Origin of the sequence: Brevundimonas sp. M20 (genome assembly GCF_006547065.1) — a bacterium.
Taxonomy (GTDB): domain Bacteria; phylum Pseudomonadota; class Alphaproteobacteria; order Caulobacterales; family Caulobacteraceae; genus Brevundimonas.
The window spans coordinates 59,191-84,329 of sequence record NZ_CP041243.1; the positions used below are offsets into that span (position 1 = coordinate 59,191).

23 protein-coding genes are annotated in these 25,139 nt (G+C 68.0%); 18 read left to right on the forward strand and 5 right to left on the reverse strand.

Going from position 1 to position 25,139, the window contains the following annotated elements; all coding sequences use genetic code 11:
- Window positions 1–137: 137 nt before the first annotated feature.
- From FKQ52_RS00295 to FKQ52_RS00355, 13 genes are all read left to right on the forward strand, one after another.
- Window positions 138–5,003 carry an NAD-glutamate dehydrogenase gene (locus FKQ52_RS00295; RefSeq protein ID WP_141625320.1) on the forward strand — a complete coding sequence of 1,622 codons (4,866 nt, stop codon included), beginning with the start codon at window positions 138–140 and terminating at the stop codon, window positions 5,001–5,003.
- A gap of 267 nt (window positions 5,004–5,270) precedes the next feature.
- The gene (locus tag FKQ52_RS00300; protein WP_141625321.1) at window positions 5,271–5,741 is read left to right on the forward strand and encodes a universal stress protein; all 471 of its coding nucleotides are present in this window, start codon (window positions 5,271–5,273) and stop codon (window positions 5,739–5,741) included.
- A 106-nt stretch (window positions 5,742–5,847) separates the two neighbouring features.
- Window positions 5,848–6,405 (forward strand): NifU family protein, encoded by a 558-nt coding sequence (locus tag FKQ52_RS00305; RefSeq protein WP_141625322.1) that lies wholly within the window; start codon window positions 5,848–5,850, stop codon window positions 6,403–6,405.
- 118 nt (window positions 6,406–6,523) lie between these two features.
- Entirely contained in the window at window positions 6,524–7,108 is a 585-nt protein-coding gene (locus FKQ52_RS00310) for a helix-turn-helix transcriptional regulator (protein WP_141625323.1), read from the forward strand.
- Window positions 7,109–7,174: 66 nt separating this feature from the next.
- Entirely contained in the window at window positions 7,175–7,555 is a 381-nt protein-coding gene (locus FKQ52_RS00315; protein ID WP_141625324.1) for a helix-turn-helix domain-containing protein, read from the forward strand.
- Between the two features lie 37 nt (window positions 7,556–7,592).
- A complete protein-coding gene (gene tsaB, locus FKQ52_RS00320; RefSeq protein WP_141625325.1) occupies window positions 7,593–8,279 on the forward strand; it encodes a tRNA (adenosine(37)-N6)-threonylcarbamoyltransferase complex dimerization subunit type 1 TsaB in 687 nt (228 codons plus the stop codon).
- Window positions 8,276–8,713: a GNAT family N-acetyltransferase gene (locus tag FKQ52_RS00325; RefSeq protein WP_141625326.1), complete on the forward strand. Its 438-nt coding sequence runs from the start codon at window positions 8,276–8,278 to the stop codon at window positions 8,711–8,713. Before tsaB ends, FKQ52_RS00325 begins: the two co-directional genes overlap by 4 nt.
- Window positions 8,714–8,742: 29 nt before the next feature.
- Complete coding sequence (locus tag FKQ52_RS00330; protein WP_141625327.1) at window positions 8,743–9,222, forward strand: Fur family transcriptional regulator; 480 nt, start codon at window positions 8,743–8,745, stop codon at window positions 9,220–9,222.
- A 33-nt stretch (window positions 9,223–9,255) separates the two neighbouring features.
- Complete coding sequence (miaB, locus tag FKQ52_RS00335; RefSeq protein WP_141625328.1) at window positions 9,256–10,632, forward strand: tRNA (N6-isopentenyl adenosine(37)-C2)-methylthiotransferase MiaB; 1,377 nt, start codon at window positions 9,256–9,258, stop codon at window positions 10,630–10,632.
- Window positions 10,632–11,621, forward strand: coding sequence for a PhoH family protein (locus FKQ52_RS00340; RefSeq protein ID WP_141625329.1), 990 nt, complete (start codon window positions 10,632–10,634; stop codon window positions 11,619–11,621). Before miaB ends, FKQ52_RS00340 begins: the two co-directional genes overlap by 1 nt.
- Window positions 11,618–12,079: an rRNA maturation RNase YbeY gene (gene ybeY, locus FKQ52_RS00345; protein ID WP_141625330.1), complete on the forward strand. Its 462-nt coding sequence runs from the start codon at window positions 11,618–11,620 to the stop codon at window positions 12,077–12,079. The genes FKQ52_RS00340 and ybeY overlap by 4 nt, the downstream gene beginning before the upstream one ends.
- Window positions 12,054–13,667: an apolipoprotein N-acyltransferase gene (lnt, locus tag FKQ52_RS00350; RefSeq protein ID WP_141625331.1), complete on the forward strand. Its 1,614-nt coding sequence runs from the start codon at window positions 12,054–12,056 to the stop codon at window positions 13,665–13,667. The genes ybeY and lnt overlap by 26 nt, the downstream gene beginning before the upstream one ends.
- 174 nt (window positions 13,668–13,841) lie before the next feature.
- Entirely contained in the window at window positions 13,842–14,264 is a 423-nt protein-coding gene (locus FKQ52_RS00355) for a helix-turn-helix domain-containing protein (protein ID WP_370450993.1), read from the forward strand.
- Window positions 14,265–14,278: 14 nt separating this feature from the next.
- Here FKQ52_RS00355 and FKQ52_RS00360 read toward each other — a convergent pair whose 3' ends face one another.
- On the reverse strand, window positions 14,279–14,809 hold the full coding sequence (locus tag FKQ52_RS00360; protein ID WP_240811692.1) for an S-type pyocin family protein: 531 nt from the start codon (window positions 14,807–14,809) through the stop codon (window positions 14,279–14,281).
- 122 nt (window positions 14,810–14,931) lie between these two features.
- On the opposite strand from FKQ52_RS00360, the gene coaBC reads away from it, so the two are divergent.
- The 3 genes from coaBC (at window position 14,932) to FKQ52_RS00375 (ending at window position 17,079) form a co-directional block, all read left to right on the forward strand.
- On the forward strand, window positions 14,932–16,158 hold the full coding sequence (gene coaBC / locus FKQ52_RS00365) for a bifunctional phosphopantothenoylcysteine decarboxylase/phosphopantothenate--cysteine ligase CoaBC (RefSeq protein WP_141625332.1): 1,227 nt from the start codon (window positions 14,932–14,934) through the stop codon (window positions 16,156–16,158).
- Between the two features lie 19 nt (window positions 16,159–16,177).
- Entirely contained in the window at window positions 16,178–16,627 is a 450-nt protein-coding gene (dut, locus tag FKQ52_RS00370; RefSeq protein ID WP_141625333.1) for a dUTP diphosphatase, read from the forward strand.
- An 86-nt stretch (window positions 16,628–16,713) separates the two neighbouring features.
- Complete coding sequence (locus FKQ52_RS00375; protein WP_141625334.1) at window positions 16,714–17,079, forward strand: hypothetical protein; 366 nt, start codon at window positions 16,714–16,716, stop codon at window positions 17,077–17,079.
- A gap of 167 nt (window positions 17,080–17,246) precedes the next feature.
- On the opposite strand, the gene dapB is transcribed toward FKQ52_RS00375, so the two are convergent.
- From dapB to dnaK, 3 genes are all read right to left on the reverse strand, one after another.
- On the reverse strand, window positions 17,247–17,996 hold the full coding sequence (gene dapB, locus FKQ52_RS00380; protein WP_141625335.1) for a 4-hydroxy-tetrahydrodipicolinate reductase: 750 nt from the start codon (window positions 17,994–17,996) through the stop codon (window positions 17,247–17,249).
- A 30-nt stretch (window positions 17,997–18,026) separates the two neighbouring features.
- Window positions 18,027–19,211, reverse strand: coding sequence for a molecular chaperone DnaJ (gene dnaJ / locus FKQ52_RS00385; RefSeq protein WP_141625336.1), 1,185 nt, complete (start codon window positions 19,209–19,211; stop codon window positions 18,027–18,029).
- Window positions 19,212–19,383: 172 nt separating this feature from the next.
- Window positions 19,384–21,285 (reverse strand): molecular chaperone DnaK, encoded by a 1,902-nt coding sequence (gene dnaK / locus FKQ52_RS00390; RefSeq protein WP_141625337.1) that lies wholly within the window; start codon window positions 21,283–21,285, stop codon window positions 19,384–19,386.
- A gap of 275 nt (window positions 21,286–21,560) precedes the next feature.
- Here dnaK and FKQ52_RS00395 point away from each other — a divergent pair, with 275 nt between their 5' ends.
- Window positions 21,561–21,959, forward strand: a complete 399-nt coding sequence (locus FKQ52_RS00395; protein WP_141625338.1) for a hypothetical protein — start codon at window positions 21,561–21,563, stop codon at window positions 21,957–21,959.
- A gap of 58 nt (window positions 21,960–22,017) precedes the next feature.
- Here FKQ52_RS00395 and FKQ52_RS16810 read toward each other — a convergent pair whose 3' ends face one another.
- Window positions 22,018–23,499, reverse strand: coding sequence for a globin-coupled sensor protein (locus tag FKQ52_RS16810; RefSeq protein WP_141625339.1), 1,482 nt, complete (start codon window positions 23,497–23,499; stop codon window positions 22,018–22,020).
- Window positions 23,500–23,676: 177 nt separating this feature from the next.
- Between FKQ52_RS16810 and ahcY the strand changes: the two genes are divergently transcribed.
- The gene (gene ahcY / locus FKQ52_RS00405; RefSeq protein ID WP_141625340.1) at window positions 23,677–25,068 is read left to right on the forward strand and encodes an adenosylhomocysteinase; all 1,392 of its coding nucleotides are present in this window, start codon (window positions 23,677–23,679) and stop codon (window positions 25,066–25,068) included.
- The last annotated feature ends 71 nt before the right edge of the window (window positions 25,069–25,139 follow it).

The window sequence follows — 25,139 nt, forward strand, 5'->3', positions numbered from 1 at the left end:
CTCTTTTGGGGGTTCCCGCCGTCGCCGGGCTGGCCTAGTGACCCCGTCTGACGGGACGGCTTGCCCCTGTGCGCAACCGGCCTAGTCTGTGTCCATCACCGGCGGCCCGACGGGGCCGCGCCATACGAGACTTCTCCATGACCGGCGCCTCCGCCCCCACGCTCCCTCAGGCGATCACCCTGGAGGCGCTGGAGGCGAACTTCGCCGCCGCGAACGGTCATCCGCCGGGCGCCGCCGAAAAGTCCTATCTGGCCCAGGTTCTGGAAGACTACGCCGCCGATGAAACGCCGGAGCTGGACGGAGCGGACCTCGCCGCCCTGCTGGCCGCGGTCTGGAAGACGGTTCAGGAGCGCGACGTGGCCGACCCGGCGCGCATCAGCGTCGGTCCGCACACCGGCGCGCGCGGCGCGAACACCGGCTACGACGTTCTCAGCATCGTCCAGAACGACAAGCCCTTCCTGGTCGACAGCGTGATGGGTGAACTGGCCGAGGCCGGCGTCACCGTGCGCTCGATGTATCACCCGATCATCGAGACGCCGAAGGGTCGCATCTCGGTCATCCTCGTGGTCCTGGACGCCCTGCCGCAGGAGCGTCGAGACGTTCTGGGAGAGGCTCTGGCCCAGACCCTGGCGGACGTCCGCACGGCGGTGACCGCCCACGGCGCCATGAATGAGCTGATCGGTAAGTCGATCGCCCATCTGGAAGCCTCGCCCCCCGGCGTCGATCCCGAGGTTCTGGCCGAGAACCTGGCCTTCCTGCGCTGGCTGGCGGCCGACCATTTCGTCTTCCTGGGCGCCCGCGACTATGACTATCCCCGCGACGACGCCGGCGGCTACGAGGCCGAGGCGCCCCTCTCCCAGTCGGGCGAGGGTCTGGGCGTTCTGGCCGACCCGGAGCGCACTGTCCTGCGCCGCGCGTCGGAGCCGGCGGTTCTGACCCGGCAGATGAAGCGTCAGCTGGACCTGTCCGAGCCGGTGACCGTGGCCAAGGCCAATGTCCGCTCGCGCGTCCATCGCCGCTCCTACATGGATTACGTCGGGGTGAAGCGCTACGGCGCCGACGGCCGCCCGTCCGGCGAGACCCGCTTCGTCGGCCTGTTCACCGCCGAGGCCTATGACAAGGCCGCGTCGGAGGTGCCGCTGATCCGCCGCAAGGTCGCCAACGCACTCGCCCGCGCGGGCAAGCTGGAAGGCACCCACAGCTACAAGCGGCTGAAAAACATCCTCGACAACTATCCCCGGGATGAACTCTTCCAGGTCACCGAGGACGAACTGCTCGATATCGCGCTGGGCATCCTGCACCTGCATGACCGCCCGCGGATCAAGACCTTCACCCGCAAGGATCCGTTCGACCGCTTCGTCTCGATCCTCGCCTTCATCCCGCGTGAGCGTTTCGACGCCTCGGTCCGTGAACGGATCGGCGCCATTCTCGCCCGCGCCTGGGGCGGTCGGATCTCGGCCTGGTATCCGCAGCTGTCGGATCAGCCCCTGGTCCGAATCCACTACATCATCGGCGTGACGCCGGGCGATCATCCGTGCCCGGATCAGGTTGCGCTGGACGCCGAGGTGGCCGAGGCCGGCCGCAGCTGGATCGACCGTTTCGAGAGCGCCCTGCGCGCCGCCGATGTCGATGAAGTCTCGGTCGGACCGGTCAGCGCCCGTTGGGCCGACGCCTTCGGCGCGGCCTACCGCGACCGCTATGACGCCGCCGAGGCGGTGCGCGACTATCGGGCCATCGACACTCTGAACGCGACCGGCGAGGTCGGTGAGGGCGAACCGGTGGCCGTGCGCGCCTTCCGCACGGATCGCGACGGCTCGCTGAACTTCCGCTTCAAGCTGTACCGCCGGGGCTCGGCCGTACCGCTGTCCGATGTTCTGCCGATCCTGGCCGACATGGGGCTGAAGACGCTTGAGGAATGGGGCTACGCCCTGAAACCCGCCGGCGGTCCGGAAATCCATGTCCACGAATTCCTGATGGAGGACCCGCGCGGCGGCGATCTGGACTTCGCCACCGTCCGCGATCCGTTCGAGGCGGCCTTCGTCGCCGTCTGGAACGGCCGCACGGAAAGCGACGGCTTCAACCGTCTGGTGCTGGAGCTCGGCGTGAACTGGCGCGAGGCGGCGCTGATCCGCACCCTCGCCCGCTATCGCCAGCAAACGGGTCTGGACCCGTCCCAGGCGGTTCAGGAAGAGGCCCTGCGCGACTATCCCGCCGTGGCCCGCGCCATCCTGGCCCTGTTCGACGCCAAATTCAGCCCGGACATCGACGGCGACGTCGCCGAGCGCGAGAGCGTGGTCGCCGATCTGGCCGGCCACATCAACGACCTGCTGCAGGATGTGAAGAGCCTCGACCACGACAAGGCCCTGCGCCGTCTGTCGCTGCTGGTTCAGGCGATCAAACGCACCAACTATTATCAGGTCGGGGCCGACGGTCAGCCCAAGCCCTACATCTCGATCAAGATCGCCTCGCGCGAGCTGGTCGACCTGCCCCTGCCCAAGCCCTTCCGCGAAATCTTCGTCTGGGCGCCCTATATCGAGGGCGTGCACCTGCGCTTCGGTCCGGTCGCCCGGGGCGGTCTGCGCTGGTCGGATCGCCGCGATGACTTCCGCACCGAGGTTCTGGGTCTGGTGAAGGCCCAGCAGGTCAAGAACGCCGTCATCGTACCGGTCGGCTCCAAGGGCGGCTTCTTCCCGAAGAAGCTGGCTGACATCGTCCGCGCGGGCGGCGACCGCGATGCCCAGCAGGCCGAGGCTATTCGCGCCTACAAGACCTTCCTGTCGGGCCTGCTCGATGTGACCGACAACATCGCCCGTGACGGGTCGGTGGTCCCGCCCGTCGCCGTGACGCGCTGGGAGGGCGACGATCCCTATCTGGTCGTGGCCGCCGACAAGGGCACCGCGACCTTCTCGGACATCGCCAACGGCGTGTCGGCCTCCTACGGATTCTGGCTGGATGACGCCTTCGCATCGGGCGGCTCGGTCGGCTACGACCACAAGGTCATGGGCATCACCGCCCGCGGCGCCTGGGAGGCCGTGAAGCGGCACTTCCGCGAGGAGGGCAAGGACATCCAGTCCGAGCCCTTCACAGTCGTCGGCGTCGGCGACATGTCGGGCGACGTGTTCGGCAACGGAATGCTGCTGTCGAAGCAGATCAGGCTGGTCGCCGCCTTCGACCACCGCGACATCTTCATCGACCCGAACCCGGACCCCGCCTCGTCGTGGGTCGAGCGGGAGCGGATGTTCAAACTGCCGCGCTCGTCCTGGCAGGACTACGACACGTCGAAGATTTCGGCAGGCGGCGGGGTCTTCTCGCGTTCGGCCAAGTCGATCCAGCTCAGCCCCGAGATCAAGGCCGCGCTGGACATCCAGGACGACGTTCTGGACCCGGCGGCCCTGATGAAGGCCATCCTCAAAGCTCCGGCCGAGCTGCTCTACTTCGGCGGCATCGGCACCTACATCAAGGCGCCGAACGAGACGGACGCCCAGGTCGGGGACAAGGCCAATGACGCCATCCGCATCGACGGCGCCGAGGTTCGCGCCAGGGTCATCGGCGAAGGCGCCAACCTGGGCCTGACCCAGGCGGGCCGTATCGCCTTCGCCCGCAGCGGCGGTCGCATCAACACCGACGCCATCGACAACTCGGCGGGCGTCGACAGCTCCGACCACGAGGTCAACATCAAGATCCTCACCGGGGCGGCCATCGCCTCGGGCGCGCTGAAACAGGAAGACCGCAACGCCCTGCTGGCCTCGATGACCGAGGAGGTCGGCCTCAAGGTTCTGGTCCATAACTACGACCAGACCCTCGCGCTGACCCTGCAACAGGCCGAAGGCGCGGCCGCGCTGGATTCCCAGCAGCGCTTCATGCAGTGGCTGGGCGGCAAGGGTAAGCTGGACCGCAAGGTCGAGGGCCTTCCGGACGACCAGCGTCTGGCCGAGATGAAGGCGTCGGGCACGCCGCTGACCCGGCCGGAACTGGCGGTCCTGACCGCCTACTCCAAGCTGGAGTTGTTTGACGAGATCGTGACCACCACGGCGCCGGACGACGCCTTCTTCAAACAGACGCTGGTGCGCTACTTCCCCGGTCCGCTGGCGAAGTTCGAGGCCGACATGCAGCGCCACCGGCTGAAGCGCGAGATCATCTCGACCATCCTGTCGAACGAGATCGTCAACATGTGCGGCGCGACCTTCCCGGAACGTCTGCGCCTGTCGGCACAGTGCGACACCGGCGCCATGGTCATCGCCTTCGAGGCGGCCCGCCAGATCTTCCGCCTCGACGAGGCGTGGGACGCGGTTTCGGCGCTGGACGGCAAGATCCCGGCCGAGGCCCAGACGGCGCTCTATACGGAAATCTCGACGGTGCTGCGCCGCCAGACCTTCTGGCTGGCCCGCCGGGCGGCCCGTGACGGCGCGACCGTGGACGGACTGATCGCGGCCTACCGTTCGGCCGCCGACGCCCTCCGCGCCGCCGGCGGCGCGGTCCTCAGCCGCTTCGAGGAAGGCCGTCTGGAAGCCCGTGTCCAGAAATTCGTCGGCCTCGGCGCGTCGGAAGAGATGGCCCGCGACTTCGCCATGCTGCGTCCTCTGGTCGCCACCGCCGACATCGGCGATCTGGCGCGTGAGGCGGGCTGGCCGGAACCGGCCATGGCCATGCTCTACCACCAGGTCGGCGCGGCCTTCGACTTCGACCGCCTGCGCGCGGCGGCGGGCGCCGTGCCGTCCGTGGATCATTTCGACCGTCTGGCCGTGCGCCGCATGATCGAGGATCTGATGGGTGAGCAGATGATCCTGACCCGCGCGGTGGCCAAGGCTTCCAGCGTGGCGGTCGGCGCCAGCGAGGCCGCGGCCGAGAAGGCCGTCGATGACTGGATCGGCTCACGTCTGGCCATGGTCGAGGCGGTCCGGGCCTCGGTGGACGAGATCGAGACCTCGGGCTCGGGCTGGACCTTCGCCAAGCTGACCATCGCCAACGCCTCGATCCGCGAGATCGCGTCCTCGGCCCGCTGACGCCTCGAGCAGGCTGCTGATGCGCCGGTACGTCCAATTTTGACGTACCGGCGTGTCATACTCCGGACTCTGACAGCCGACAGCAGGGCGCCGAGGCGGCTATGTCCGATATGTCCGGTGTTTTTGATGAGTCCGGTTGAGTAAATTCAACAGGTTGCGGAGTCCGGCCCGGACATGGCGGACTCTTCGGCTCCGGTGGGCGGCAGGGGCCGTTTCGCGGTCCCCGACCTGATCTGCTAGACGTTGTCGGCTGAGGGAGGGCGAACCATGCCCAGGAAGTTTCTCGTCGTCGTGGACGACAGCCCCGAGTTCGAGGGCGCCTTGCGTTATGCCTCGCGCCGGGCCCGCTCAACGGGCGGCCATGTCGTGCTGTTGCGCGTCATCCCGCCCGCCGCATCCGACGCCCACTGGGCCGGCGTGCGCGAGGAGATCGAGCGCCAGACTCGCGCCGAGGCCGAGGCCGAACTGAACCGCTGGGCCGGGGAGGCCGCCGAACGCTCCGGCTCGACCCCCATCCTGCTGATCGAGCGCGGGGAGCCGCAGGGCTGCATCCGCAAGGTCGTCGGGGAAGACAACGACATCAAGATTCTGGTGCTGGCGTCGGGGGAGGGCAGTCGCGGCCCCGGCCCGCTGGTCGCCGCCGTGGTCAAACAGGGCGCCGCCTTCACGGGTCGCAAGCTTCCCGTCACCATCGTCCCCGGCGCCCTGACCGAACAGGACATCGAGGACCTGGCATGATCTCGGGGCCAACGCTCGCCGCGCGGCGGATCGCTGCTTGAGCCCCTCACCCTCTCGTTGCCCTGCGGCTCTTGAATGGGCGGGGCCGGAAGCGCACTTACCCCTCATGTTCATCCAGACCGAACCGACGCCGAACCCCAACGTCCTGAAGTTCCTGCCGGGACGGGACGTGTCGGAGGATCCCCGCGACTTCGTCAACATCGACGAGGCCGCCGCCTCGCCGCTGGCCGAGGCCCTGTTCGAACTGGATGGCGTGACCTCGGTCTTCTTCGGTTACGACTACATCTCCGTGACCCGCGACGCCCAGGGGCTGGAGTGGAACCAGATGAAGGCCCCGATCCTGGCGGCCATCATGGATCACTTCGTCTCCGGCGCACCCCTGTTCCGCGGCGGGACGTTCGACAGCGCCGACCCGGACGGCGAGGACACCGAGATCGTCGCCGAGATCAAGTCGCTGCTGGACAGCCGCATCCGCCCGGCGGTGGCCCAGGACGGCGGCGACATCCTGTTCGACGCCTTCAACGCGGAGACCGGGGTCCTGTCCCTGCGCATGCGGGGCGCCTGCGCCGGCTGCCCGTCGTCCTCCGCCACCCTCAAGGCCGGGGTCGAGCAGATGATGAAGCACTACGTCCCCGAAGTGACCGCCGTCGAACAGGTCATTTAAGGGCGCTACCGCTCGCGACGCGGTCGCTCGCTGCTTGAGCGCGGTTTGGTCCGCGCGCCGGTCTGGAACTTGAAACGATTTCGTTCGCCCTGCCGACCGACGCGGGCCATAAGACATCATGCCCCGGTTTGAGAGTGACAGTGACGCCCTGCGTCTTGGCGAAGCGCTTGCCGCCCTGCGTCGCGCGCGCGGGTTGAGCCAGGCCGAGGCGGGCGCCCGGGTCGGCATGACCAGTCAGGGCTGGGGCCTGTATGAGGCGGGCAAACGCCCCGGCCTGTTCCGCCCTGATGTCCAGCGCCGCCTGACCGGCGCGGTCGATGCGACCCCGGAGGCCCTGGCCCTGCTGCTGTCCGATGCGTCCGCCCGGTCGCCGTCCACGCCTGACGGTCTGGAGAGCGCGGGCAGGGATTTCGCGGCGGCCGCACCGACCGCCCTTCGCCGTGTCCAGCTCTCCACCGATGATCTCGCCCCCTGGGCCGCATCCGGCGTGACGCTGGAGTACGCCCCCGGTCGCTGGCCGCGCCGGGATCAGGGCTGTGTGATCGACCTCGCGGACGGCGCCCGTCTGATCCGGATCTACGACCGGTCCGAGGGGGAGGATCTGATCGTTCGCGGCGGCCCCGGCGGTCTGTCCGTCGAGGAACGGTTACCACGCGCGCGGATCAGGGCCGTCTCCGCCGTCGTCGCCCGGCTGGATCTCTGATGAAACTCTTTTGTTGCAATCTTGGGGTGTTTGTGAAACTGTTCGGTATCGAACAGGAGAGCCGCCATGGCCCGCGCCGCCGCCCCGGATCATATCGACGCCTATGTGGGCGCCCGCATCAGCCTTCGGCGCTCGGCGCTCGGTCTCTCGCAGGCCGCGCTGGCCCAGCGCATCGGCGTCAGCTTCCAGCAGGTGCAGAAATACGAGACCGGCCAGAACCGCATCTCCGCCTCGCGCCTGCATCGGACGGCGGTGGTGCTGGGCGCCTCGGTGGACGCCTTCTTCCCGGCGATCGAGGGCGCCGCGGCGGGCGAGGCGGACATGCTGCGCGCGCTGGGCAGCACGGCCGACGGGCGCGCCGTGGCGATGGCCTTCCCGCGTATTCCCGACAAGGGCTTGCGGCAGGCTCTGGCCCGGATTGTAACGGCGCTGGCGCCCGCATCCTGAACCCGGTCCTGTGCGGCGCGCCCGGGGAAGGTCGCGCATGAAGGTTCTGGTGATTGATACGGCGCTCGGCCTGTGCACCGCCGGTGTTTTCGAGGTTGAGAACGGGACTGCGCGCCCGCTCGGCCTGCGCTCCGAAGCCATGGCCAAGGGCCACTCCGAACGACTGGGCGGCCTCGCCCGCGACGCCGTCGCCGAGGCGGGCGGGTTCGACGCCGTCGACCGGATCGGCGTGACCGTGGGGCCGGGCTCCTTCACCGGCCTGCGGGTCGGCCTGGCCTTCGCCCAGGGACTGGGCGCCGCCCTGCATCGCCCGGTGGTCGGGGTCTCCACCCTTGATGCGCTCGCCGCCTCCGTGGACGGACCGACGACGGCCGCCCTGATCGACGCCCGTCGGGGGCAGGTCTACGCCCGGTTCTGGCGCGACGGCGCGGCGGACGGTCCGCCCGAGGCCCTGTCTCTGGAGCAGGCGGCCGAGCGGGTGGCCGCCCTCGGCGCCGGCGCCACCCTCGTCGGGACAGGCGCCGCGCTGTTGGCGGCGGCCGCGTCCGGCCTGATCGTGACGGACCTGCCCGGCGCCTCTCCCGAGGCGCTGGCGCGTCTGACCGCCGCCGCCCGCCCCGATCAGGCGCCGCCGTCGCCCCTGTATCTTCGGGCGCCCGACGCCACGCCGCCGACCCGCTTGCCGGGCCAGCCCCGAGGTCAGCCCCGGGCGGCGTCCGCGTGACCGGCGCGCCGGAGGGACAGGCGGAGCGGCTCGCGGCCCTGCACGCCACCGCCTTCGACGCACCGTGGGACGCCGCCGCCTTCGCCGCCCTGCTGGACCAGCCGGGCGTCTTCGCGGTGGAGCAGGACCACGGCTTCATCCTGATGCGGGCCGTCGCCGACGAGGCGGAAATCCTGACTCTGGCGGTCCGGCCCGAGGCGCGCAGGGGCGGGGAGGGGACCCGTCTGGTCGCCGAGGGCGCCGCCGCCGCCGCCCTCGCCGGGGCGGATCGGGTCTTCCTCGAGGTGGCGGAAGACAACGTCGCCGCCCGCGCCCTGTACGCCCGCGCGGGCTTCACCGAGGCCGGTCGTCGGCCCCGCTATTATGCGCGTCCGGACTGTTCGCATGTCGACGCCCTGCTTCTCGCGCTGAACTTGCCGGGGCGGCTTCCCTAGAGCGCCGACGCCGCCTATTCTCCTGCGCCATGGACCGGATCGAAAAACTCTGCGCCGACCGCGGCATGCGCATGACCGAGCAACGTCGCGTGATCGCGCGGGTGCTCTCCGCCGCCGCTGACCACCCGGATGTGGAGGAGCTGTACCGCCGGGCCTCGGCCATCGACCCGCACATCTCCATCGCCACCGTCTACCGCACGGTCCGCCTGTTCGAGGAAGCCGGCGTGGTCGAGAAGCACGACTTCGGCGACGGCCGCAGCCGCTATGAAGAGGCCGGCGACGATCACCACGACCACCTGATCGACACCAAGTCGGGCGAGGTCATCGAGTTCTTCGACGCCGAGATCGAGCGCCTGAAGACCGAGATCGCCGAACGCCTCGGCTTCAAGCTGATCGGCCACAAGCTGGAACTGTACGGCACGCCCATCGAGGGCGCCGAGCCGTCGAACCGCGAAGGCCTGATCTTCACCCGTCACGCCGCCCGGGTCGATCCGGCGGATATCGGCTAGCTGGAAGGCGCGTCGGGCGGTAAAAGCCCGTCCATGACCGATACCCTCGTCCCGCCGTCGGGGAAGCAGGCCGCGCCCAAGCGCCTGTTCATCAAGACCTACGGCTGCCAGATGAACGTCTATGACTCGGAGCGCATGGCCGATGTGCTGCGCCCGCTGGGCTATGCCCCGACGGACAGCGCCGAGACCGCCGACTTCGTCATCCTGAACACCTGCCACATTCGCGAGAAGGCGGCCGAGAAGGTCTATTCCGAGCTCGGCAAGATGCGCGAGCTGAAGGACGCCAAAAACGGCGCCATGACCATCGCCGTGGCGGGCTGTGTCGCCCAGGCTGAGGGCGAGGAGATCATGAAGCGTCAGCCGGCGGTCGATCTGGTGGTCGGCCCGCAGGCCTATCACCAGCTGCCGGAACTGCTGACCCGCACCGCCCGCGCGCGCGGCGAGCGGATCGGCGCCGACTTCGCCCCGGACGAAAAGTTCGACGCCCTGCCCGCCGAACGCGGCGTCGAGGGCTTCACCGCCTTCCTGACCGTGCAGGAGGGCTGCGACAAATTCTGCACCTTCTGCGTGGTGCCCTACACCCGCGGCGCCGAGTGGTCGCGCCCGGTGGCGGCCATCCTGTCCGAGGCCCGCGAACTGGCGGCCAAGGGCGTGCGCGAGGTCACCCTGCTGGGCCAGAACGTCAACGCCTATGACGGCGAGGGGCTGGACGGGAAGCCGTCGACGCTGGCCCGTCTGGCTTATCTGCTGGCCGAGGTGCCGGGGCTGGACCGCATTCGCTATACGACCAGTCATCCAAACGACATGTCGGGCGATCTGATCCAGGCGCACCGCGATCTGGACGTCCTGATGCCCTGGCTTCACCTGCCGGTGCAGTCCGGCTCGGACCGCATCCTGCGGCTGATGAACCGAAAGCACGGTCGTCAGAAGTATTTCGACCTCATCGAGCGCATCCGCGAGGCCCGGCCCGACATGGCGATGTCCGGCGACTTCATCGTCGGCTTCCCGGGCGAGAGCGACCGGGACTTCGAGGACACGATGGATCTGGTCCGACGGGTGACCTACGCCTCTGCCTTCTCGTTCATGTACTCGCCGCGTCCCGGCACGCCCGCCTCGACCATGGGGGCGCAGGTCCCCGCCGAGGTCTCGCGCGAACGGCTGCAGGCGCTGCAGGCCCTGCTGTTCGAACAGCAGACCGCCTTCAACGAGTCCCGCGCGGGCATGACCATCCCGGTCCTGTTCGAGCGTCCGGGCAAGTTCGACGGCCACGTCACCGGCCGCTCGCCCTGGCTTCAGCCGGTGTATGTTGACGGCGTCGCGGATCAACTGATCGGCCAGATCGTTCCGGTGAAGATCGAGAGCGGCGGCCTGAAGTCCCTCAGCGGCACACTTCTGAAGAAAGCGGCCTAGTGGCGAGAGAGAGTGAATTTCTGGCTTTGGGCGATGAAGCCCTTCACGCGGTCATCGGTCCGAACAGCCGGCACATCGCCCTGATCGAGGACCGCTTCAAGGTGCTGGTCGAAACGCCCGGCGGCGGGGTCTCCATCAACGGCTCGGCGCGGGACCGCGCCCAGGCCAAGCGGGTCATCGAGGTCCTGGCCGACCGCGCCGATCAGGGTGTGGAGATCACCGAGGCCGACGTCCGGACCGCGCTGGGCGCCGCCGTGGCCCAGCCGCGCGCCGGTCAGGGCTCGGTCGCGCCCGACGCCGTGGCCCTGCCGGTTGGTCGGCGTGGCGCCATCGCGCCCAAGACGGCGGCCCAGGCCCGCTATCTGGAGCTTCTGTCCCGCTGCGAGCTGACCTTCGGGGTCGGTCCGGCGGGGACGGGCAAGACCTTCCTCGCGGCCGCCTACGGCGCCTCCCTGCTGCGGCGCGGACAGGTGGACCGGCTGGTCATCACCCGCCCGGCGGTGGAGGCAGGGGAGAAGCTTGGCTTCCTGCCCGGCGATCTGAACGAGAAGGTCGATCCCTATCTGGCCCCCATCTGGGAAGCGCTGAACGACATCCTCGGTCCCGACGACGTCCGTCGCCGTCGCGACAAGGGCGAGATCGAGGCCGCGCCGATCGCCTTCATGCGGGGCCGCACGCTCAGTCACGCCTTCATCATCGTCGACGAGGCGCAGAACCTGACCCGCCTTCAGATGAAGATGGTCCTCACCCGTCTGGGCGAGGGCGCGCGGATGGTCGTCACCGGCGACCCCTCGCAGATCGATCTGGTGAACCGCCGGGATTCCGGCCTGCCCCATGCCCTGCGAATTCTGGACGCGGTGCAGGGGGTCGGCGTTCTGAAGTTCGAGGCGCAGGACGTGGTCCGGCATGCGATGGTCGAGCGCATCGTGCGGGCCTATGACGCCGATGCGGCGGCCCCGTCGCCCGATCTGGAAGAGCCGCGCCGGTGATCGAGATCGAGGTCGAGGACGAGGCCTGGTCCGCCGCCCTGCCGCAGGTCGAGGCGGTGGTGAACCGTGCGGCTTCGGCGGCGCTGGGAACGATCAAGGGCGACATCGTCGTTCTGCTGACCGACGATGAGAGCGTGCGCGAAATCAACGCCCGTTTCCGCGACCGCGACCGGCCGACCAATGTCCTGTCCTTTCCTGCGGCCGGGAGCGCCTTTCCGCATCTGGGCGATCTGACCCTGGCCTACGGCGTCTGTGCGCGGGAGGCGGTCGAACAGGGCAAGACCCTGTCGGATCACCTGTCGCATCTGACCGTCCACGGCGTCCTGCACCTGCTGGGCCGCGACCACGAGGACGACGCCGAGGCGGAGGAGATGGAGGCCGAGGAGCGATCCATCCTTGCCAGTCTGGGCGTCGCCGACCCATACACGGTGGATGAGCATTCTCCCGACGACGCCTGATGCCGACAGCCCCCGCGCGCGGTTGATCCTGCGTTTCGGCCGCATCGGTCTGGCGTTGGCCGCCGGCGCGGCGGCGGCGCTGGCCCATCCGCCGTTCGGCATCCTGCCCGGCCTTCTGGGTTACGCCCTGCTGATGTTCCTGTCGGAGCGCTCCACAACGGTGCGCGGCGCCTTCTGGATGGGCTGGCTGGCCGGGTTCGCCTACTTCTTCATCAGCTGCTGGTGGGTGGCCGAGGCGTTTCTGGTCAACCCGGCGCAGGCGTGGATGGCGCCCTTCGCCGCCTCCGCCCTGCCGATCGGTCTGGCCCTGTTCTGGGGAACGGCGACGGCCCTGTATCGCCGCTTCCTGCCGTCCGGCATGACCCGGGTTCTGCTGTTCGCCGCCCTGTTCTGCCTTCTGGAATGGCTGCGGGGGCATGTGCTGACCGGTTTCCCCTGGAACCCGGCCGGGGCCAGCTGGAAGGCGGGATCAGCGGCGTCGCAGTTCGCCGCCCTGGCGGGGATCTATGGCCTCAGCTTCGTCACCGTGGCGGCCGCCGCCGCCTTCGGCCCGCTGCTGAACGCCGGGTCGCGGAAGGCCCGGATCGTCACGGCGGTTCTCGGCGCCCTGACCTTCGCGGTGCTGATGATCGGCGGCGCGGCGCGCCTCTCGTCGGCCCGGCTGGAGTTGACCCCGACGGTGGTGCGCATCGTTCAGGCCGACGTGCCCCAGGCGACCAAATGGACGCCCGAGGCCTATCAGGGGATTGTCGACCGCTATGTGAACCTGACGGCCCGTCCCGGCGCGGTGACCCCCGATCTGATCATCTGGCCGGAAGGGGCCCTGCCGGCCTCGGCCAACGATGTCTTCGCGCCGGGCGCGCCCGAGGCCCTGGCCATCGCCCGGGCGGTCCAGCCGGGCCAGAGCCTGATCCTGGGTCTCGGGCGAGGCGAGGCCGATCCCTCGGCGCGGGAAGGGGCGCGCTATTTCAACAGCCTGTTCGCCCTGACGGATCAGGGCGGCGAGGGGCTGCGGGTGTCCGCTGTCTATGACAAATACCGGCTGGTTCCGTTCGGCGAGTACCTGCCCGCAGGCGGGGTGATGAGCGCCCTGGGTGTTCGCGCCCTGACCCATATGCCGCTGGACTTCAGCCATGGACCGAAGCCTGCGCCCATCAACATTCCCGGCGTCCCGCGGGCCCAGCCGCTGATCTGCTACGAAAGCCTTTACCCGGGCTTCACGCCCGGCGCGGCGGGGCGGCCCGGCTGGATCGTCAACATCTCGAATGACGCCTGGTTCGGGCGGACGTCAGGACCGGTCCAGCACCTGAATCTGGCCAGCTATCGCGCCATCGAGACCGGCTTGCCGGTGGTCCGCTCGACCCCGACCGGCGTGTCGGCGATGATCGACCCTTGGGGTCGTGTGATTGACGGCCAGAGACTGGACCCGGGCGAGAGCGGCGTCATTGACGCCCGCCTTCCGGCGCCGACCGGTGTGACCCTGTACGGCCGTGTCGGGGACCTGTTGTTCTGGCTGGCCGTTCTCGGCGGATTGCTTGTCACGGCTCCGTGGCGTCGGCTGATTCGTTCCAAGACCGTTGTTCCTTAAGAGCGATTCCCCTATCGGTCACTGCGCTTGCGAAAGGATTCCCGCCCAGCGGGAAAGACGGCGCCTTAAGGGCAACTAACCGTCTGTGGCCGCCCTGATTTCTGCGTTTTTTGGTGACACAGCCCCGCTGGCGGCGCATTCAGGCTTGGCCGATTATCGACTTCCAAAAGGCATATGACTATGGCGAGAGGCAAGGGCGAGGATGGTCCTCATCCCGTGGACCGGCATGTTGGCCGGCGTGTCTGCGAGAAGAGGCTGGCCCTCGGCTATAACCAGAGCGATCTCGGTCGCGCCCTGGGGCTGACTTTCCAGCAGATTCAAAAGTACGAGAAGGGCGCTAACCGCATCTCGGCTTCGAAGCTCTGGGACATCGCGCGGTTCTTCAAGGTGGACATCGGCTACTTCTTCGAAGGTCTGACCGGCGCCCAGCTGGCCGGTATGGCCGAAGGCGAAACCGCATTCGAGCACGACTTCCCGGCGACCCGCTATACGATCGAGATCGGCCGTCTGGCGCCGCAGCTGTCGACCCGGCAGCAAAAGCTGGCGCTTGAGCTGATCCGTGATATGGCCGACCGCAAGGAGACCGACGAGGACTGAGGTCCTCGTCGCCTTCAACCGCCGCCCTCGTTGCCCGTTGACCGCCGCCGACCAAAGTCGGGGGCCGCAGCCTTCTGCTCAGCCCAGTAGGCGGCGCCGTCACGTGGCTTGAACATGGTCTTGGCCACGCCGTCGCGCGAGACGACCGCGAAGGTGTTTGTCGAGGCCTGATACAGCAGCACATCGCCGTTGGGGCGCTCAGCCCGATCCACGTCCGCCGGCGGCCGGCTGGTGAAGGCCTTCACCCTGGTCAGATAGTCCTCGGCCGTGCGCGCGCCGAAATCCGCGCCGTTGCGTTCGAACAGTCGCGCCACCTTGGCGTCCACCGTCTCGCGTCGGTTGGCGGTCAAAACCGGGCGGGCCTTTTCGACCGGCGCTTCAACAGCCTCCATCGGGCCTTCGGCGGAGGTCAGCGTCGCCGCCGCGCCCTCCGCCGCCCGGTCCCGGGTCTCGACCGCCGAGCCCCCGTCCCCGCAACCGGCCAGTCCCGCCGATCCCACCACCAATGCGGCCCCCACGGCCACGATCATCGTCGTTCTGCGCATCGCACCCTCCTACGTTGAAACCCACCGGAAACAAGCCTAACCACAGGTTAACAGTTCTTGCAATGTTCTCTTTCGCTGAAGCGTCACTCGACGGCGGTGGACGGCGTCGCTAGATCAAGGGGATGACCACGGCATCGCTGTCCGGACGCAAGGTCCTGCTCATCGTCGGCGGCGGCATCGCCGCCTACAAGGCGCTGGAGCTCGTGCGCCTTCTGAAGAAGTCGGGCGCCGAGGTGATGAGCCTGCTCACATCGGCGGGGGCCGAGTTCGTCACCCCCATGTCGCTGGCGGCCCTGACCGGCCATCCGGTGCGGCAGGCCCTGTTCATGCCCGAGGACGAGACGGCCATGGGCCATATCGAGCTGTCGCGCTGGGCCGATCTGGTGGTGGTGGCGCCGGCGACGGCGGGGCTGATCGCCAAGGCGGCGAATGGCTTCGCCGACGATCTGGCGTCGACCACCCTGCTGGCCACCGACAAGAAGGTCCTGCTGGCCCCGGCGATGAACGTCCGCATGTGGCTGCATCCGGCGGTGCAGGCCAATGTGGAGCGCCTGAAGGGCTTTGACGGCTTCCACGGTGTCGCCGTCGTCGGCCCGGATGAGGGCGAAATGGCGTGTGGCGAGTTCGGACCGGGCCGCATGGCCGAGCCCACCGCCATCCTGTCGGCCATTCAGGGTCTGCTGGCCGGTCCCGATGGGCGCCCTCTGGCGGGCCGTAGGGCCGTTGTGACCGCCGGTCCGACCTTCGAGCCCATCGACCCTGTTCGGGGCCTGACAAACCGCTCCAGCGGCAAGCAGGGCTACGCCATCGCCACGGCTCTGGCCGAACTGGGCGCCGAGGTGACCCTCGTATCAGGCCCTGTCGCTATCGACGCCCCCGTCGGCGTTACGCGCATCTGGGTCGAGAGCGCGCGCGAGATGCAGGCCGAGGTCCAGAAGTATCTGCCCGCCGACATCGCGGTGATGAGCGCCGCCGTCGCCGACTGGCGCGTTGACGGCGTCGCGTCCGGCAAGATCAAGAAGGCTCCCGGCGGCCCGCCGTCGCTGGCCCTGATCGAGAACCCGGACATTCTGGCCGGCGTCTCCAAGCCCGGTAAGGCGCGTCCGAAGCTGGTCGTCGGCTTCGCCGCCGAGACCTCGGACCTTGAGGCCAACGCCCGCGCCAAACTGTCCCGCAAGGGCTGCGACTGGATCGTCGGCAACGACGTGTCGGACGACGTCTTCGGCGCCGACGGCAATGCGGTCACCCTGTTCACGAAGGACGGCGGCGCCGACGTCTGGCCGCGCCAGTCCAAGACCGAGGTGGCCCGCAAGTTGGCGGCCAAGATTGCTGACCATTTCAAGGCCTGAGCCAGAAAGACCCGCGCCCATGACGACCGTCCGCGTCGAACGCCTGCCGCACGCCGAGGGCCTGCCGCTTCCGGCCTATGAGACCACCGGTTCGGCGGGGATGGATCTGCGCGCGGCCCTGCCGGAGGGGGAGCCCCTGACGCTCGCCCCGGGGGCTCGGGCGCTGGTTAAGACCGGCCTGAAGATCGCGCTGGAGCCGGGCTATGAGGCCCAGGTGCGGCCCCGTTCGGGCCTGGCGTTGAAGCACGGGATCACCTGCCTGAACTCCCCCGGCACGGTCGACAGCGACTATCGCGGCGAGGTCGGGGTCATCCTGATCAACCACGGTCAGGAGCCCTTCGTGATCCAGCGCGGCGAGCGCATCGCCCAGATGGTCATCGCCCGCCACGAGCAGGCGACCATGATCGAGGTTGAGGCGCTGGACCAGACGATGCGCGGGGCGGGCGGTTTCGGCTCCACGGGGCGCTGATCCGGCCTTCGGGAGCGATTCCGCGAGACCGGCGTTAACCCTGCGAACGGGCCAGGCTTGGCCGTATGCAGACGGAGACCTTCGGTATGGAGTCCCTCATCGATTCAATCACCGCCTTCCTGTCCGGTCTCTTCGGTCTGGCGCAGGGCGGGTTCGACGGCGTCAATCAGGTCATGGGCCTGCTGATCGCGGTGATCGCGGCTCTGGTCATGCCGGCGTGGAGCCGTCTGTGGGCGACCGCGCTGGGCGCGGCCTTCGTGCACATCCTGATCGGGGTGATTCGCCCGGTGCTGGACGGCGCCGCCCTGACCCTGCCGCCGCTGCTGACCCTGAGCTTCTGGATGACCGTGCTGGCCCTGTTCCTGGGCTATGCGATCGTCATCGCCGTCTTCTTCTTCATCAAGACGCTGTTCACCGGCGGCCGCCACCGCCACCGGGTGCACGTGCACTGAGCCCTGACGGGCTCAATGCATTCCTTTTGGGCCGCGGTCAGAAGGCTCAGCCTTCTCGACCCGACGCGGCCTGGCTAGCTGGCGGAAGAAGATGATCCTGATGCGCTCAAGCAGCGAGGCTCCGCGAGCCGAGCGATAGCGCGCCGCGAAACGGTGCGGACAAGCCGTCAGGCTTGTCTGAAACCAAGAACGTCCTGCATGTCGTACAGCCCCGGCTTGCGGTTGCGGACCCAGGCGGCCGCCGCCACGGCGCCGCGCGCGAACAGCGAGCGGTCGATGGCCGAGTGGCTGAGGGTCAGCATCTCGTCGTCCGAAGCGAACAGGACGGTGTGCTCGCCGATGATCCCGCCCGCGCGCACGGACGAGAAGCCGATCTTGCCGCTCTCGCGCGGGCCGGTGATGCCGTCCCAGGGGGCGGCGCGGACGTCCTCGAGGTCCTCGTTGCGACCGCTGGCGGCGGCCTCGCCCAGCATCAGGGCGGTGCCCGAGGGCGCATCGACCTTGCGGCGGTGATGGGCCTCGGTGATCTCGATATCCCAGTCGCGCGCGTCCAGACGCAGGGCGGCGTGCTCGACCAGACCGATCAGGATGTTGACGCCGAGCGAGAAGTTGCCGCTGCGCACGATGGCGACCGTCTCGGCGGCCTTGAGGATTTCGGCATCCTGCTCCGGCGTGAGGCCGGTGGAGCCGATGACCAGCGCCGGGCCGCCGCGCGCCGCGCAGGTCTGCGCCAGTTCGACGGAGGCCTCGGGGGTCGAGAAGTCGATCACCACGTCGCACAGCGACAGGTCCGGGGTCTCGCCGCGATCAAAGCGGGCGGCGACGACGACGTCCTCACGGGCGTCCAGAACGGCCGAGACGGCCCGGCCCATACGGCCCCGCGCTCCGGAGATGCCGGCGTGGAAGATGGCGCTCAAATCAGTTCCCCCAAGGACGGAAATCCCACCCTATTGGGCCGTTTCCTTGCTGTCGCCAAGGATGTCGGCCCAGAACCGCTTGGCCTTGCCCGCGAAGGAGGAGTTCCGCGGCGTCTGGGTCTCGCCCAGTGAGGCGGCGAGCTCCTCCAGCAGTTCCTTCTGGCGCGCGGTCAGATCGGTCGGGGTCTCGACGAACAGCTCGACCACCAGATCGCCGCGCTGGCGGCCGTTCAGGTGGGGCATGCCCTTGCCCTTGATGCGGACGGTCTTGCCGGTTTGCGAGCCCGCCGGAACGTCCACCGCCGCGCGGCAGCGCCCGTCACACGCTTCGGACACCAGACAGGGGGCGTCGATCTCGCCGCCCAGGGCCGCGACGGTCATGGGAACCGGCACAGTGACCAGAAGGTCCAGATTGTCCCGTTCGAACAACTCGTGAGGGGTCACTGACAGGAAGACATAAAGGTCGCCGCGCGGCCCGCCGCGCTGACCGGCGTCGCCCTCGCCCGACAGACGGATGCGCGAGCCGTCGTCCACGCCCGCGGGGACCTTCAGCTGGAGCTTGCGGTTTTTGCGGACCTGACCGTGGCCGTGGCACGTCCCGCAGGGCTCGGCGATCATTTTGCCGTTGCCGCCGCAGCGGGGGCAGGTGCGCTCGACCTGGAAAAAGCCGTTGGCGGAGCGGACGCGCCCGGCGCCCTGACAGGTGGTGCAGGTGGTCGGCTGGGTGCCCGGCTTGGCGCCCGAGCCCTCGCAGGTGTCGCAGGTCGCGGTGGTGGGGACCGAAATCTCCACGTCGGCGCCCTTGTAGGCCTGCTCCAGCGTGATCTCGAGATCGTAGCGCAGGTCCGAGCCGCGACGCGGCCCGCCCTGTCGTCCGCCGCCCTGACGGCCGCCGAAGGCGTCTCCGAACGCGTCGCCGAAGACCTGGGAGAAGATGTCGTTGAGGTCGTGGAAGCCCTGGCCGCCGCCGGCGCCGAAGGGATTGCCGCCCGCGCCTCCGCCCGCGTGGCCAAAGCGGTCATAGTGGGCGCGCTTCTGATCGTCGCTGAGGACGCTGTAGGCCTCGGAGATCTCCTTGAAGATCGCCATGGACTCTTCCGAGCCGCCGTTGCGGTCCGGGTGATGCTGCATGGCCAGCTTGCGATAAGCCGACTTCAGCCCCGCCGCGTCGATGGTCCGCTCGACCCCCAGAATCTCGTAATAGTCCCGCGCCATCCGGCGATCGTCCTCTTACTCTGGCCCCGTCCGCACGCCTGTTCCCGGCGTTTGCGTCAAAGGGCTGACCGGGCTGACATGGGCGCCCGATCCTGTGATGCAAGTTTCATGAAAAGACCCCGCCCGTCGCAGGACAAGCGGGGTCTGGTTCAGCTCACACGAAAGCCGTGGCTTACGCGCTCTTCTTGTCGTCGGCGTCCGAGACTTCCTCGAACTCGGCGTCGACCACGCCGTCGTCGGCCGGCTTTTCAGCCGAGGCGTCGGCGTTGTTCTGGGCGGCATACATCGCCTCACCCAGCTTCATCGAGGCCTGGGCCAGGGTGTTGGTCTTCTCGCGGATGACCTCCGGATCGGAGCCTTCCTTGGCCGACTTCAGGTCCGCCAGAGCGGCTTCGATGGCGGTTTTGTCGTCGCCGCCGATCTTGTCGCCGTGCTCGGACATGGCCTTCTCGGTCGAGTGGATCAGGCTGTCGGCGCCGTTCTGGGCCTCGACCAGTTCCTTGCGGGCCTTGTCGGCCACGGCGTTGGCTTCGGCATCCTTGACCATCTTTTCGATGTCGGCGTCCGAAAGGCCGCCGTTCGCCTGGATGCGGATCGACTGCTCCTTGTTGGTCGCCTTGTCCTTGGCGGTCACGTGCACGATGCCGTTGGCGTCGATGTCAAAGGCGACCTCGATCTGCGGCATGCCACGCGGCGCCGGCGGAATGCCGGCCAGATCGAACTGACCCAACAGCTTGTTATCCTGCGCCATCGGACGCTCGCCCTGGAAGACGCGGATCGTCACGGCCGACTGGTTGTCGTCGGCGGTCGAGAAGACCTGCGACTTCTTGGTCGGGATCGTCGTGTTGCGTTCGATCAGCGGGGTGAAGACGCCGTTCAGGGTCTCGATGCCGAGGGTCAGCGGGGTCACGTCCAGCAGCAGCACGTCCTTGACGTCGCCCTGCAGCACGCCCGCCTGAACGGCGGCGCCCAGCGCCACGACTTCATCGGGGTTCACACCCTTGTGCGGCTCCTTGCCGAAGAAGGCCTTCACGGCCTCCTGCACCTTGGGCATGCGGGTCATGCCGCCGACCAGGACGACTTCGTCGATGTCCGAAGCCTTCAGACCGGCGTCCTTCAGAGCCTTCTGGCAGGGCTCGATGGTGCGTTGGACCAGATCCTCGACGAGCGCTTCCAGCTTGGCGCGCGACAGCTTGATGTTCAGGTGCAGCGGGCCCGAGGCGTTCATCGTGATGAACGGCAGGTTGACCTCGTAAGACGTGGTCGAGGACAGCTCCTTCTTGGCCTTTTCAGCCTCTTCCTTCAGGCGCTGCAGGGCCAGCTTGTCGGTCCGCAGATCGACGCCCTGCTCCTTCTTGAACTCGTCGGCCAGGTAGTCGACCAGACGCAGGTCGAAGTCTTCACCACCGAGGAAGGTGTCGCCGTTGGTCGACTTCACCTCGAACACGCCGTCGCCGATCTCCAGGATCGAGACGTCGAAGGTGCCGCCGCCGAGGTCATAGACAGCGATCTTCTGGCCGTCGGCCTTGTCCAGACCGTAGGCAAGCGCGGCCGCAGTCGGCTCGTTGATGATGCGCAGGACTTCCAGACCGGCGATCTTGCCGGCGTCCTTGGTCGCCTGACGCTGGGCGTCGTTGAAGTAGGCGGGAACGGTGATGACGGCCTGGGTGACGGTCTCGCCCAGATAGGCCTCGGCGGCCTCCTTCATCTTGCCCAGGGTGTAGGCCGAGACCTGCTGGGGCGAATAGTCCTTGCCGTGGGCCTTCACCCAGGCGTCGCCGGTCGGACCCTTGGCGATCTCATAGGGGACCATGTCCTTGTCCTTGGCCACCACCGGGTCCGAGAACGAGCGGCCGATCAGGCGCTTGATGGCGAAGAAGGTGTTGGTCGGGTTGGTCACGGCCTGACGCTTGGCGGGCTGGCCCACCAGCACTTCGCCACTGTCCTGGATGGCGACGACCGACGGGGTCGTGCGGTTGCCTTCCGCGTTCTCGATGACCTTGGGGTTCTTGCCGTCCATGACGGCGACGCACGAGTTCGTGGTGCCCAGGTCGATGCCGATAATCTTGGCCATATTTTTAGTCTCTCACTCCATATCAGCGGGCGGTGCGGCGGCCTTTTAAAGCGAAGCGCCGCGCGTGACCGCCCCCGATTTCAGGGTCTGCGGGATTTTTGGAAAGCCCCACGTCTTGCGGGGTTTTCCGGGGATTGACGCCGATATGGGAAACACCCCCCTGCCTGCAAGGGCTTTGGGCGATTCAGTCGTCAGGCTCCGTCAGGAGACGACCGCGAAAAGAGAGCACATCACACTGTTATTCGGAGCCGGGGGACGGCTCGGGGAGACATGAGATGAAAAAGACCCTCACCATCATCGCCGGCGCCGCCCTCCTGGCGGCCGCCTTTGGAACCGCCCCGGCGACCGCCGCCGCCGAGCCGCGTATCGCCGCACAGCCGGTGACCACCATTGTGGTCCAGTCGCGCGACGGTCAGAATCGCCGCGTCCGCATCCACAACCAGACCGGCTGGACGATGACGCATTTCTACGCCTCGGACTCGCGCGTCGACGACTGGGAGGAAGACATGCTGGGCTCGGGCGTGCTGGCCAACGGCGCCAGCGTCATGATGAACATCGACGACGGCAACGGCGGCTGCCTCTACGACTTCAAGGCCCGCTTCACCAACGGTCAGGAGTTGACGCGGATGCGCATCAACGTCTGCCAGATCGCGGACTATTATTACACGCGCTGATTTTTTCGGATCAGACGCCCTGCCGCCTCGCCGTTCTTGCGGGGAGGCGGTCCGCGGTTCAGGCGGCGCGGCGGGCGAAGGTCTGTTCCGGCGCGGTCGCGAGGCGGAAGCGGTCAACCGATCCGGACAGGCTTTCGGCCTGCTGGAGCAGGGAGTGGCTGGCGGCCGTGGTCTGTTCGACCATCGCAGCATTTTGCTGCGTGACCTGATCCATCTGGTTGATCGCGGTGTTCACCTCGCGCAGACCGAGGGCCTGTTCCTGCGCCGAGGCGGCGATCTCGGAAACGAGGGTGTCGATCTCCGCGACGCGGCTGACGATCCGCTGCAGCGCCTGACCGGTCTGGCCCACCAGATCGACGCCCGAGGCCACCTGAACGCTGGAGGCCGAGATCAGGGTCTTGATCTCCCTGGCGGCGTCGGCGGACCGCTGGGCCAGGGCCCGCACCTCCGACGCCACGACGGCGAAGCCGCGTCCGGCCTCGCCCGCGCGGGCGGCCTCGACCCCGGCGTTGAGGGCCAGCAGATTGGTCTGGAAGGCGATCTCGTCGATCACCCCGATGATCTGGCCGATTTCCTGCGAGGACTTTTCGATGGCGTCCATGGCGTCGACGGCCTTCCGCACGACCTGCCCGGAGGTCTCCGCGTCGCCGCGGGCGCCCAGAACCACGTCCGAGGCCTGACGGGCGCCCGAGGCGGTCTTGTTCACCGTGGCGGTGATCTGGTCCAGGGCGGCGGCGGTTTCCTCCAGCGAGGCGGCCTGTTGCTCGGTGCGGCGCGACAGGTCATCGGCCGCCTGACTGATTTCGCTGGAGCCGGTGCGGATCGATCCGGCGTTGCGGGCCACGGCGACCATGGCGCGGTTCAGCTGGCTTACTGCGGCGTTGAAATCGTCCTTCAGGGGGCGATAGGCCTCGGTGAACTCCTCATCGACCGTCGTCGCCAGGTCGCCCTGCGACAGGCCGGTCAGGGCATGCCCGACCACGGCGACCGCATGGGCCTGGACGGCTTCAGCCTCGGCGCGCGCGGTTTCGGCCCGATCCCGTTCCTCGGCCAGCACGTCCAGATAGGTGGAGATGGCCAGATCCATGTCCAGCATGACCCGCTGGGTCAGTTCGGCCACCGCTTCCGAGGTCACCCGATCGTGGTCGGCGGCCTTTTCGCTCCATTTGCGGGGACGCCGGGTGACCCGGTCGATCAGATGGGCCAGCAGCACGCTGTAGCCGCCGATGTACCAGCTCGGCTCCAGACCGATCCGGGCGTGGACCTGCCCGATGGTTCGCACGGACTGGCCGTAGTCGGCGTCGATCCGGCCGTCGATGATCGCTGACCAATGCTTCTGCTGCGCCGCGCTGGCCGCCGAGATGTGGCCTTCGTCCCGGAAGAAGCGTCGCATCTCCGGGGTCGCGCGAACCTGTTCGTAGAAGGCGCCCAGCGCCCCCGGCACGGCGTCGCGCAAGATCGGGCCGATGGACCGGTAGGCGTCCGAAGGCGTCCCGAGGTTCATGAAGGCGAGGCGCCTGCGCAGGGGATCGTTGGACATGTCGGGTCTCGCAGAGGAAGGTTAGTTTGCTAACAATCCGGCGTTCCGTCAGCGTTAACGGCCATCCACGGGATTTCCCTTAGTTCTGGTGTGGATATAAGGATATCCTTATATGTTTCTTGCCCGATGGGGCGCGGCGGTCTATAGGCCCCGCAAACCTTCGATCAGGACCGACCCATGACCGACTATATCGTCCGCGACATCTCGCTCGCCGACTTCGGCAACAAGGAAATCGCCATCGCAGAGACCGAAATGCCCGGTCTGATGGCCCTGCGCGCCGAGTACGGCGCCTCGCAGCCGCTGAAGGGCGCCCGGATCGCGGGCAGCCTGCACATGACCATCCAGACCGCCGTGCTGATCCAGACGCTGGAAGCGCTGGGCGCGGAGGTCCGCTGGGCGTCGTGCAACATCTTCTCGACCCAAGACCACGCCGCCGCCGCCATCGCCGCCAACGGCACCCCGGTCTTCGCCACCAAGGGCGAAACCCTGCTGGAGTACTGGGACTACGCCCACAAGATCTTCGAATGGGCCGACGGCGGCTATCCGAACCTGATCCTCGACGACGGCGGCGACGCCACCCTCCTGTGCGTGCTGGGGCCGAAGGCCGAACAGGACGCCTCGGTCCTCGACAATCCGCAGAATGAGGAAGAAGAGGCCCTCTACGCCGTCATGAAGCGGTACCTGAAGGAGAAGCCCGGCTTCTACTCGGCCATCCGTGACGCCATCGGCGGGGTGTCGGAGGAGACCACCACGGGCGTCCATCGTCTGTACCAGATGGCCGAACGCGGCGAGCTGCCGTTCCCGGCGATCAACGTCAACGACAGCGTCACCAAGTCGAAGTTCGACAACCTGTACGGCTGCCGGGAATCGCTGGTCGACGCTATCCGTCGCGGCACCGACGTCATGCTGTCGGGCAAGGTCGCGGTGGTTTGCGGCTATGGCGACGTGGGCAAGGGTTCGGCCGCCTCGCTGCGTCAGGGCGGCGCCCGCGTGAAGGTCACCGAAGTCGATCCGATCTGCGCCCTGCAGGCGGCGATGGAAGGCTATGAGGTCGTGACCCTGGAAGACGCCGCCGCCGACGCGGACATCTTCGTCACCGCCACGGGCAACAAGGACGTCATCACCGTTGAAAACATGCGGGCGATGAAGAACAACGCCATCGTCTGCAACATCGGCCACTTCGACAGCGAAATTCAGGTCGCGGGCCTGAAGAACTTCAAGTGGGACGAGATCAAGCCGCAGGTCCACCACGTGGAATTCCCGGACGGCAAGAAGATCATCCTGCTGTCGGAAGGCCGTCTGGTGAACCTGGGCAACGCCACGGGCCACCCCTCGTTCGTGATGTCGGCCTCGTTCACCAACCAGACGCTGGCCCAGATCGAACTGTGGACCAACGCCGACAAGTACGAGAACTCGGTCTACACCCTGCCCAAGCACCTCGACGAGAAGGTCGCCTTCCTGCACCTGGCCAAGCTGGGCGCGAAGCTGACCACCCTGTCGAAGGAACAGGCCGACTACATCTCGGTCCCGACCGAAGGCCCGTTCAAGCCGGATCACTACCGGTATTGAGGGCGCCTTGCGCCCTTGAGGCGCTATCGCTCGGCTCGCGGAGCCTCGCTGCCTGAGCGCGAGGCTTCCGG

Coding starts and splice junctions, on each gene's coding strand:
- FKQ52_RS00295 (WP_141625320.1), top strand. CDS start 138: ATGACCGGCGCCTCCGCCCCCACGCTCCCTCAGGCGATCACCCTGGAG.
- FKQ52_RS00300 (WP_141625321.1), top strand. CDS start 5,271: ATGCCCAGGAAGTTTCTCGTCGTCGTGGACGACAGCCCCGAGTTCGAG.
- FKQ52_RS00305 (WP_141625322.1), top strand. CDS start 5,848: ATGTTCATCCAGACCGAACCGACGCCGAACCCCAACGTCCTGAAGTTC.
- FKQ52_RS00310 (WP_141625323.1), top strand. CDS start 6,524: ATGCCCCGGTTTGAGAGTGACAGTGACGCCCTGCGTCTTGGCGAAGCG.
- FKQ52_RS00315 (WP_141625324.1), top strand. CDS start 7,175: ATGGCCCGCGCCGCCGCCCCGGATCATATCGACGCCTATGTGGGCGCC.
- tsaB (WP_141625325.1), top strand. CDS start 7,593: ATGAAGGTTCTGGTGATTGATACGGCGCTCGGCCTGTGCACCGCCGGT.
- FKQ52_RS00330 (WP_141625327.1), top strand. CDS start 8,743: ATGGACCGGATCGAAAAACTCTGCGCCGACCGCGGCATGCGCATGACC.
- miaB (WP_141625328.1), top strand. CDS start 9,256: ATGACCGATACCCTCGTCCCGCCGTCGGGGAAGCAGGCCGCGCCCAAG.
- lnt (WP_141625331.1), top strand. CDS start 12,054: ATGAGCATTCTCCCGACGACGCCTGATGCCGACAGCCCCCGCGCGCGG.
- FKQ52_RS00355 (WP_370450993.1), top strand. CDS start 13,842: ATGACTATGGCGAGAGGCAAGGGCGAGGATGGTCCTCATCCCGTGGAC.
- FKQ52_RS00360 (WP_240811692.1), bottom strand. CDS start 14,809: ATGCGCAGAACGACGATGATCGTGGCCGTGGGGGCCGCATTGGTGGTG.
- coaBC (WP_141625332.1), top strand. CDS start 14,932: ATGACCACGGCATCGCTGTCCGGACGCAAGGTCCTGCTCATCGTCGGC.
- dut (WP_141625333.1), top strand. CDS start 16,178: ATGACGACCGTCCGCGTCGAACGCCTGCCGCACGCCGAGGGCCTGCCG.
- FKQ52_RS00375 (WP_141625334.1), top strand. CDS start 16,714: ATGGAGTCCCTCATCGATTCAATCACCGCCTTCCTGTCCGGTCTCTTC.
- dnaJ (WP_141625336.1), bottom strand. CDS start 19,211: ATGGCGCGGGACTATTACGAGATTCTGGGGGTCGAGCGGACCATCGAC.
- dnaK (WP_141625337.1), bottom strand. CDS start 21,285: ATGGCCAAGATTATCGGCATCGACCTGGGCACCACGAACTCGTGCGTC.
- FKQ52_RS00395 (WP_141625338.1), top strand. CDS start 21,561: ATGAAAAAGACCCTCACCATCATCGCCGGCGCCGCCCTCCTGGCGGCC.
- FKQ52_RS16810 (WP_141625339.1), bottom strand. CDS start 23,499: ATGTCCAACGATCCCCTGCGCAGGCGCCTCGCCTTCATGAACCTCGGG.
- ahcY (WP_141625340.1), top strand. CDS start 23,677: ATGACCGACTATATCGTCCGCGACATCTCGCTCGCCGACTTCGGCAAC.